Source organism: Dorea sp. AM58-8 (genome assembly GCF_003464045.1).
Classification (GTDB): Bacteria; Bacillota; Clostridia; order Lachnospirales; family Lachnospiraceae; genus Claveliimonas; species Claveliimonas ammoniilytica.
In genome coordinates this window covers 1-8,293 of record NZ_QSDM01000039.1, presented here as the reverse complement: position 1 = coordinate 8,293, position 8,293 = coordinate 1, and the positions used below count along the sequence as shown (strand labels likewise).

Below are 8,293 nucleotides of genomic sequence, written 5' to 3'. Positions count from 1 at the left end.
GTCTATTGTCTATTTGCAAACGTACCCCTCTGTTAGATACCGAGGGGTTTTACCTGCTGGCGTGGCTTACGCCACACCAGCAACGGCTAGTCCGTGCCGTCGCCTTTCGCTTCGCACGTCGCCGTCCCGTCCTGCCTTGCGTTATTCGATTACCAGCGTGAACGCTTCTGGATCATCAACAATGTTGTATGAACCGAGCGTGTCCGCTGTCTGCGTATAGCGGAAGTGAAACAAAGGCTTATGTCCTTTCATGGAAAAACGGGAACGGTACACCGTACCATATAAAGCGTTTGGCTTTGCCACATCATAGCTGAACAGAGTAGAAGCAAAATCATTCTCCCTGCATTTTTTGATGATTTCCTCTGCACACTTTTCTTTGTCTGTTATAACAAGACGGTTGAGCGTAAAGGTAACGTGTTCTTCATGGAAGTTTTCTGATGAAGTCCTCATACTTCCTGCTACATCAATCTCACGTCCCCATTGCAGATAGGAAACCGTCAATGCCAGCACAAAAAGTACCGAGATTGTTATTATTTTTCTCTTTTTGCACATACTGTTACTGTCCTTTCTTATAGGGTGTATTATAATACAGTCTACGGTAATACATCTTATTTATCAATACAGTTGTATCTTATAATTCAAAGAAAAGACGAGGTACAGCGTATGCAGGTATATATTGATTTAGAAAAATCTTTTGAAAGAGAAGAATATCAGTAAAAACAAAGTCTGTGAAGCGTGTAAATTACAGCGGACACAGCTTAATAACTATTGCAAGAACAAAGTTTCCAGAATTGACCTCACAATCCTTGCAAAGCTCTGTGATTTTCTGGAATGTTCCCCAAACGACATATTGAAATTGAAGTAGGACTGTCAGCTTTCATTGCTTGCAGTCCTTTTTTCTTCCAGTCTGCCGATTTCTTGTAGAAAATCATGTCCTTTCGGGACTAAAGGCGTGTAAAATTCGCTTATCACGCTTGTCCCCACATCACAATAGCCACGCCCCTTGATACGCTTCTGAAAAAACTGCTTTTTCACATCTGAACCGAACAGCATACCGTAACCTAATTCGCTGATACGCCCAAGTCCCACACGGAAATTGAAGTTATCTCTGATACCGTCCGAGAAATACTTTGCGTCTGGACGCTGGCAGGCAACGATAAGGAAATAACCTGCTTGTCGTCCTAACATAACGATTTTCTTTAACTGGCTAAGTAAGCTCACACTTTCTTTCGTCCCCAGCATTTCAAAAAATGCTACATATTCATCAAAGATAAGAAAGCAGGGTGGCAGTCCCAGATAGGCGTAGTTTTCGCCCGTCTTATAGTTCGGGTGTCGTTTCATTTCCTCACTTCGCTGTACCATGCCCTCATAAAAGGCATTGACGCAATCAATCATTTCTTCTTTGGTGTGATACACATTTCCCATAACTGTTCCCAAGTCCGCAAGGTCAGCGTTCTTCGGGTCTAAGATATAAAGGACAGCGTTGGTATGTAGTAGTGCTTCAATGAGCGTCAGCAGGAAATAGGTTTTACCGCCACCCGTTCCACCAGCAATCAGAGCGTGGGGGAGTGCGTCATATTCCCAGACAAGATTTTTCATCAGTCTAAGACTGCCGTTTTCTGCCCGTACTTCATCAATGGTAATGCGGTTCGCTATCATATCATAAAGCAGGGTATATTCGATATAACCGTCATGCAGGGTCTTGTCGGTCAGCTCACAATACAAGCCACTTTCTAATTTATCCTCTAACCGTAAAAGCTGGTCTTGATATTTCCCCAGTGTAATTTCACAGCGGATATGAAGCAAGCCTTTTTCCATTTGATAGTAAATCTTTGGAAACCAGACGATTTTTTCCCTTGATCTGCTTTGCAGGTCAGTAAAAAAACCGCTGTCTTGTACGGTATCGGCTTCATACCACTTATTTTCCAGTATCATTCTTGCCAGCTTTTGACGGTGCAGGAGCTTCTTGAAACTGTCATAACAAAAACGGTAATACAGAAAAGCGACCAATGCACAAACACCAGTCGCTATCAGTATGGTTATGAAGTTGTAAGGGGAAAGCGTCAAGCTGTTCTCTAACAAGCTGAAATGCTCCCAATCGGTACGCATGAGCTGTTTCATATTGAGTAGCAGAAGAACCGCCACAAATACAAACAGAAGCGTCCCTATGGAAAAGTGGTAAACAAGATGTTTGTCGCTGGCTCTGATACGGTGTCCTTTGTTCCAAATCTTTTGCATAAATCAATCACTCCTTTCTAGGTACGAAAAAAGCAGTCAATCCTAAGACTAACTGCTTTTGAAATAATAGTGAAAATGATTAATGTTCATCACAAGACTTCAACATAACATCATCGTCAATCTGATATTCTACGCCATATAATTCTTTCAAATCATATTTTCTGATTAATTCATTTACCTGTTCAATAGATAAATCATAAATTTCAACATTACCATATTCATTAAGTTCACACTTAATTTCTGGGTTTTCAGCCATATACTCATTAGCTAATAGTCTTATTTGATACTCATAATCTTTCACTTTTTCTTCATAATTTAGACGACCACTAGCAACTCTATATATAAATGTTTCAATAGCATCAATATGATGAGTAGTTTCTCTATCTTCTTCAAAATAGTCAAAAGGTAACTTTGCATTCATATATTCTTTAATATCATAATTGTCAGAAAAAGAAGAGTATAGAAATTCTTTTGATAATCCATCTATATTTCCTATTTCATTCTCTTTATTAGAATTTACATCATCAATTATAATTCGTTCATCTTCCTCTACCATTTGATTATAAGCGTGAACATAAATATACAATCTTGTTAAATTAACATCTTCATAACCTAATAATTTGTCTTTTACTCCTGCCTTACCAGTTAAAACTTCGTTTCTTACCTCAGTGCTTACTTCCTCTCTTTCAAGTTGTGTACCGATTTCCTGTTGTTCCTTATATTCACGATATTCACCAACGACATAACTGGCAGAAAATATAATAATCACAATAATGCAAAAACGCAGAATAATCTTTTTCCAGCTTGTTTCCATAATGTTAATCAGTCCTTTCAGCATTTGAAGTTGTATTATGTAACATAAACCACAATCCAATAAAAAACACCACAAAGACAATTACACTTAACATTGTGAAAGTTTTGCTGTACTGCATTATATTTTCCATTTCCATTAAAGTATTCAAGTTTATATTTCCGCTTTTTGCTAAAGCATTCACATCTGTATATTGTGTTAATGTCTGGTATTTAGAATTAAGAGAAAAGAAAGTAATAATATAAACACCTATTAAGCAACCTAAAATAATTGTAACTTTTTTTAAGGACTTATCCCATGTAAACTTGTTTTTTTGTAACTTCATAAGTGCAAATATCATCAGGCTCCCAAAAAGTAATATCACTATTTCCATTGCAAAAGTCAAAAGTATTTGATTATTTGTTTTCTCAACCATTAACAGTACAAGTGAATCTATTCCTATTTTCAGACATGAAGCAATTATCCCAAAAATAAAACCTTGACAACTTATCTTTATAAAATTATTACTTCCATTGCACTTGATTTTACTAGCTACATATAAAGAGGTAGAATAAATCGCCCATAATATAAATGATATTACAAAATACAAGTCAAAATGTTTCAAAGACATATAAGGTATTCCTACTAACCATTTTGAAAGCATTCCAAATAAAATTGTTGATATGGTTACGATTGTTAAACTTTTACTGTTTATCATTTATCATACCTCCTATTTGTTTTTTTGATGATTACTTATCTTTATACTATCTTGATACCTATATTATAACAGTTCCACATATCCGCTACAATGAAAATCTATTTCGTAAGTTTATTTTTTCTGCTGTCCCTGCGGTGCATGGTTCTGTGGATTGCCTGCATTCTGGTTGCCTTTATTCTTCAACACAATATCCTCTGCCTTTACATACCAGTCCACATCTGCACCCGTATAAGTTTTTCGTGATACCGTATCGGCTACTGGATTGACAAGCTCCACGACTGCATTGTACGGAAATTCCCTTAACGGCACTTCTGGCGGTACAGACACGGGGATAATTCCACCATGCAGACTGCACTTCAAATCATAGATACGCTTTTTAAGCTGGGTACTCGGTGTCCCGTCCTCATTCTGCAAGAATACATCACGCACCGCTGTAAATTTTAATTCTCCAAATGTTTTCTCTTTGTCAATAACAAACCCGTTTGATAATCTCATAAATTCTTCACTCCTTTACTTTTCTTCAACTGCTACAATATCATCAGCAACTAACACATAATCGGTATGTCCCATATCCCCGATTGCATAACCTCTGCCGTATAACTTCGGATTGACAAGTTTTACTTTCTGTTCATACTGGAACTTCTTTTCGCCAGCCTGCACGGGAATTTCCACGACAACATTTTCGCCTTTCTGTACGTCAGAATAAAGGTTAAAGCTTCGTCTTGCTAAAACCCTGCGGTTATTTTTATCTCTTTCAAAGACTGGCTCACTTTCGCCTGCAAATTCAAGAGTTCCAAAAGACTGTGCCATATCTGGCACGACATATTTCATTTCCATATTGTTTTACCTCGTTTCTTTCTATTTTTAATAAATTGATTGTGATTTCTTATTCTGGCGGTTCGAAAAGTACCAGCAATCCCCCAGATAGTAAAGGGTAAAGTCAATGCTTACGCACCTTTGACTATCCGTGTTCTTGCAGGTTGTTGGCAGACAAGCCAGAATAAGCAAAAGTCTGCCGTTTGACAGCTTCGGCGGAGAGCGTGATTTTTCTTTCATCATACCGTTACCGCCTTATGATTTCTTCATTTTACGGCGTTTGTAGAAGAAGATACCTGCCAGCCCAGCACCAGAAGTCATAAGAAGTGCAAGCAGTCCGTAAAGGTTGGTGTTATCGCCCGTTTTGGGACTATCGCTAGGTCTGCTAGGCTTTTCTGGTGTCGGTGGTGTTTCGGGTTTCTCTGGTTCTTCTGGCTTTTCCTTAAAGGTAATCGTCTGTCCCTTATCCTCAATATCCTTATGCTCGGTAACTTTCTTCGGCTCGTCTGGATTGCTTAAATCGTACAATTCCTCAAAAGTTACAAGCTGTTTGCCGTCAAGGGAAGTAGCGTCAAACGTAAAAGCAACTTCCACTTTCATAGTTTCGCTGTCAGCAGTAAACGTATAATCACTTTCCACACGTTTCCCATTGATAAGAAGCTCTGCATTTTCTTCTTTCAACATCTGCCAGCCCACAAGTTTGTACTGTGTACCGACTTCTAAGCCCTCTAAGGTTACGGTATCAATGATTGTAACGTCTTTTCCTGCTTCAAGCTCTTTGTTGCCGTCCTTATCGGTAGCAGTCGTATGAATTTTGATGATACGCTCTGTGATAAGTACCGTTTGCCCGTCGTCGTCAATGTCTTTATGTTCCGCAACTTTTACGGGTTCGTCTGGATTGCTGAAATCATACAATTCTTCAAAGGTAACAAGGTTTTTGCCACCTAAAGCAGACGCATTGAATGTATAGGAAATTTCCACTTTCATTTCTTCATCATCAGCGACAAAGGTATAATCGTTTTCTACACGTTTCCCGTCAATAAGAAGTTCTGCGTTTTCTTCCTTTAACATCTGCCAGCCTTTTAACTGATACTTTGTGCCTTTTGTAAGTCCGTCTACTTTGACAGTATCAACGATTGTTACCTCTTTTCCTGCAAGGATAGTCTTTTCGCCGTCCTTGCTGGTCGCTGTGGTATGGATAGAGATTTCTTTTTCGTATTCATCAGTCAAAGTCCCTAAATCAACCACAAGGTTATTTCTTGATACCACGATTTCAAAAGGTGGGATAAGCTCAAAACCCTTGTTGCTTTCAGAGCGTAATTCTTCAATGATGTAAGTATCATAAGGTAACGCACCCTTGCTGTCGTCTGGTTCAGAAGTTCCAAACCACACACCGTCCTCGCTGGTCTTTCCTGCGTTTGTATTGTGCTTATGAGAAGCCCATTCAGCAGAAGTGGAGAATTGCCCGTTATCATCAGTTACCACTACATGATTTTCACCCGTCGTCTTGCTTGTGATCCTAAAGGGAACATTAGCAAGACGCTTGTGTGTACCTGCACCGATTTTCACGCCCTCAATATCTCCACGCTTAATCTGATTATAGATAGAGTGGGCTTCGTCGGTTAAGTCCACGATTTTTCCATTCTCTGTGATTGCAAAATCAATCGGTTTTGCACCGTCAGTTAAGTAACCGTCGGGAGCTTCACCTTCAACGATACGGAATTTTCCATAAGGTAAGAGGTCAGAAGAAGTAGAAGCGATACCCTCAATATCTGTACGAATAGTTTTTACGACTTCATTTTTCTTGTATAGCTTGCCCTCAACCAAAACAGAATTATCATTTAAGGAAATGATGTCAAAAGCAGTATCTTTCAAAGTGGCACTTCCTTGTGGCTTTGTATCGCCCGTTTCTAAATCTCGTTTCTGAATTTTCACACCGCCACGGATAACCTTGTCAGATACGGAAAACTGGTTACTTCCAGATAGTACGGCAAGGTCGCCGTCCTCGGTAATCTGTGTAAGGTATAAGCCTTTTATCTGTTCGGACTTATCGCCAGCCTGCATATATGCACCGTCTAACAAGTAGCCGTTTGGAGCTTTTGTTTCCTCAACAGTTAGCGTTCCAAGTGGAAGAACCGCCTTACCGTCCTGCATATAGAAGTTGTTGCCAGACACCTTGTAAGCGTCCGCTAATTTTGTGATGTAGTGGGTTGTCCCGTCGCTGTCTGTTTCAGCGATTGTCTTTGTAACCCATGTACGAGTAGCTTCGGCAGGGAGATTGTCTTTATTGTAGAAGCCAGCATAATACTTCCATGTAAATTCCGCACCTGCTAAAGAAGCGTCTCCCTGCGGATTGACTTTCTGTGTTTCCATATCAATCTTGAAAAGCTCAATCAAAGTGTCTGTTACTTTTGGTGTATCTGATACTTTCAAAGTCGCTGTCTTTCCAGCTTCAACCTTTAAGGAATATACAGTTTTATCTACTTTATATCCTGCTGGTGCGGATAATTCCTTGATATAGACTGTGCCTGCTTTTACCTCTGCAACATCTGTATTTCCGTTTTCATCAGTCGTAAGGGTGGCAAGCTGTTTCGTGCAGTCCTTATCAGCAAAGACACCGTATGTTGCACCAGCGATTGAGTAGTTCCCGTTACCGTCTGTAATGCTGGTATTACTGGAAGTCTTTTGCAGTTTCGCATTTCCGACATTTAATTTCGCCCAGAATTGCCCTAATTCCTGCCCCTCGCCAGAGTAGATATAACCGCCACATTCATAGCGTCCTTTATTCTCTTTGACAAAGGCTTTTGCACCAGCGAAAACTTCGTCCTGCGTAGCCTTTGGAATTTCATCATAAGAAGCTCGCACGTTATCACATTGCCAGCCAAGATGTACGCTCAATCTCTGCCAGACAACACATTGTTCCAACAGATAAACTTGTTTGTAGTTCAGTTCCTTGTGAGCTTCGCTATACTGTTTGACATACTCTAAGGATAACGCCACATCTGAAATCTGGTCGGCACTCATGCGTGAGCTTGCGTCAGTTCTGGTCTTGTAGCCATTCTTAAAATCTGTATTGATGTCAATACAATAGGCAGTTTCGCCCTCAACTTTCATCATGCCCTCATTGAATGTCGAACCGATAGAACCGTCATTCATTACTTTTTCAATGATACCGACACGCTCTGCACTTTCCGTCCAGTATTGCTTGTTTTCTGCATGAACGGGTGTACTCGGTAAAGCAGTAACGACAGTTGCAAAAGCTAAGAAGCCCGTACACAATCGCTTTAATATCTTTTTCATAAATCTAATGCTCCTTTCATTTTAGGTAATAAAATAGCCGTCCAATAAGAACGGCTGGAAATAGAAAAGGAACGTCATTTTAGGCGTTCCATAGTCTATGAGTTATTCAATTTTTTCTTGTTTCAATACTGATGTGCTGTACCATATCTTTGCATATCTAGGAAAACTTGCGTATCAAGGCTCATTCGTTAATAGTAAATAAGTAGTAAATTGATGTGTTTGTTTCCTTGAAAATGCTGATAGATACTGTGTTTTAGCGGATAATCAGATTTTTATTGTGTTTTTAGTATAAAATAGACGCTCATTTCTGAACGTCTACATTACGGAAAGGCTTGTCCTCTCACACATATTCTATTTTAGTAGGTACAACAGTTGCCTTTCTCCTTGTATTTTCGTTGTTTTCATTACTTGCGTTATCTACAACCCCCATG

Annotated in this window: 7 protein-coding genes and 1 pseudogene; 1 reads left to right on the top strand and 7 read right to left on the bottom strand. The window is 39.5% G+C overall.

The annotated features are described in order from the left end of the window. Positions 1-141: 141 nt before the first annotated feature. Positions 142-552, bottom strand: coding sequence for a hypothetical protein (locus tag DXA18_RS15140; protein ID WP_117468937.1), 411 nt, complete (start codon positions 550-552; stop codon positions 142-144). Between the two features lie 111 nt (positions 553-663). On the opposite strand from DXA18_RS15140, the pseudogene DXA18_RS15135 reads away from it, so the two are divergent. Further along, a pseudogene (locus tag DXA18_RS15135) lies at positions 664-865 on the top strand (helix-turn-helix domain-containing protein). 5 nt (positions 866-870) lie between these two features. On the opposite strand, the gene DXA18_RS15130 reads toward DXA18_RS15135, so the two are convergent. The 6 genes from DXA18_RS15130 to DXA18_RS15100 form a co-directional block, all read right to left on the bottom strand. Then, the gene (locus DXA18_RS15130) at positions 871-2,238 is read right to left on the bottom strand and encodes an FtsK/SpoIIIE domain-containing protein (RefSeq protein ID WP_117531801.1); all 1,368 of its coding nucleotides are present in this window, start codon (positions 2,236-2,238) and stop codon (positions 871-873) included. 79 nt (positions 2,239-2,317) lie between these two features. Next, positions 2,318-3,052, bottom strand: a complete 735-nt coding sequence (locus DXA18_RS15125; protein ID WP_117613854.1) for a hypothetical protein — start codon at positions 3,050-3,052, stop codon at positions 2,318-2,320. 4 nt (positions 3,053-3,056) lie between these two features. Continuing rightward, positions 3,057-3,746 carry a hypothetical protein gene (locus DXA18_RS15120; protein WP_117531805.1) on the bottom strand — a complete coding sequence of 230 codons (690 nt, stop codon included), beginning with the start codon at positions 3,744-3,746 and terminating at the stop codon, positions 3,057-3,059. A gap of 111 nt (positions 3,747-3,857) precedes the next feature. Beyond that, positions 3,858-4,241, bottom strand: a complete 384-nt coding sequence (locus DXA18_RS15115) for a YdcP family protein (protein ID WP_117531807.1) — start codon at positions 4,239-4,241, stop codon at positions 3,858-3,860. Positions 4,242-4,256: 15 nt separating this feature from the next. Beyond that, positions 4,257-4,583, bottom strand: coding sequence for a YdcP family protein (locus DXA18_RS15110; RefSeq protein WP_117531809.1), 327 nt, complete (start codon positions 4,581-4,583; stop codon positions 4,257-4,259). 234 nt (positions 4,584-4,817) lie between these two features. Next, entirely contained in the window at positions 4,818-7,862 is a 3,045-nt protein-coding gene (locus tag DXA18_RS15100; RefSeq protein ID WP_118384557.1) for an SrtB-anchored collagen-binding adhesin, read from the bottom strand. Positions 7,863-8,293 lie beyond the last annotated feature (431 nt).

Bases quoted from the DNA above. Each gene is read 5' to 3' on its own strand.
- DXA18_RS15140 (WP_117468937.1), bottom strand. From the start codon at position 552: ATGTGCAAAAAGAGAAAAATAATAACAATCTCGGTACTTTTTGTGCTG.
- DXA18_RS15130 (WP_117531801.1), bottom strand. From the start codon at position 2,238: ATGCAAAAGATTTGGAACAAAGGACACCGTATCAGAGCCAGCGACAAA.
- DXA18_RS15125 (WP_117613854.1), bottom strand. From the start codon at position 3,052: ATGGAAACAAGCTGGAAAAAGATTATTCTGCGTTTTTGCATTATTGTG.
- DXA18_RS15120 (WP_117531805.1), bottom strand. From the start codon at position 3,746: ATGATAAACAGTAAAAGTTTAACAATCGTAACCATATCAACAATTTTA.
- DXA18_RS15115 (WP_117531807.1), bottom strand. From the start codon at position 4,241: ATGAGATTATCAAACGGGTTTGTTATTGACAAAGAGAAAACATTTGGA.
- DXA18_RS15110 (WP_117531809.1), bottom strand. From the start codon at position 4,583: ATGGAAATGAAATATGTCGTGCCAGATATGGCACAGTCTTTTGGAACT.
- DXA18_RS15100 (WP_118384557.1), bottom strand. From the start codon at position 7,862: ATGAAAAAGATATTAAAGCGATTGTGTACGGGCTTCTTAGCTTTTGCA.